Source organism: Chromobacterium sp. LK11 (genome assembly GCF_001043705.1).
Taxonomy (GTDB): domain Bacteria; phylum Pseudomonadota; class Gammaproteobacteria; order Burkholderiales; family Chromobacteriaceae; genus Chromobacterium; species Chromobacterium alkanivorans.
In genome coordinates this window covers 1-291 of the sequence record NZ_LDUR01000061.1, presented here as the reverse complement: position 1 = coordinate 291, position 291 = coordinate 1, and the positions used below count along the sequence as shown (strand labels likewise).

Below are 291 nucleotides of genomic sequence, written 5' to 3'. Positions count from 1 at the left end.
GGCGCAATGCGTAAAGCCCAGCTCGTGTGAGCTGGGCTTCGCAATGGGGCGTCTGGCGGTGTCCTACTTTCACATGGCGAATGCCACACTATCATCGGCGCTAAGGCGTTTCACGGTCCTGTTCGGGATGGGAAGGCGTGGGACCACCTCGCTATGGCCACCAGACATAAACTTGTACAAACTAGAAGAAGCCTGGGATGGTGTTCACCACCCCTCATATATTCGGTATTCAATTGTGTCGCACAACCACTATCTCGTCGTCTCTCAGTTTCCCAAGACACTCAAATGATA

At 52.9% G+C, this 291-nt stretch carries 1 rRNA gene; it reads right to left on the bottom strand.

Going from position 1 to position 291, the window contains the following annotated elements:
* Positions 1–50: 50 nt before the first annotated feature.
* Positions 51–165, bottom strand: a 5S ribosomal RNA gene (gene rrf, locus VK98_RS22535).
* Positions 166–291: the final 126 nt, after the last annotated feature.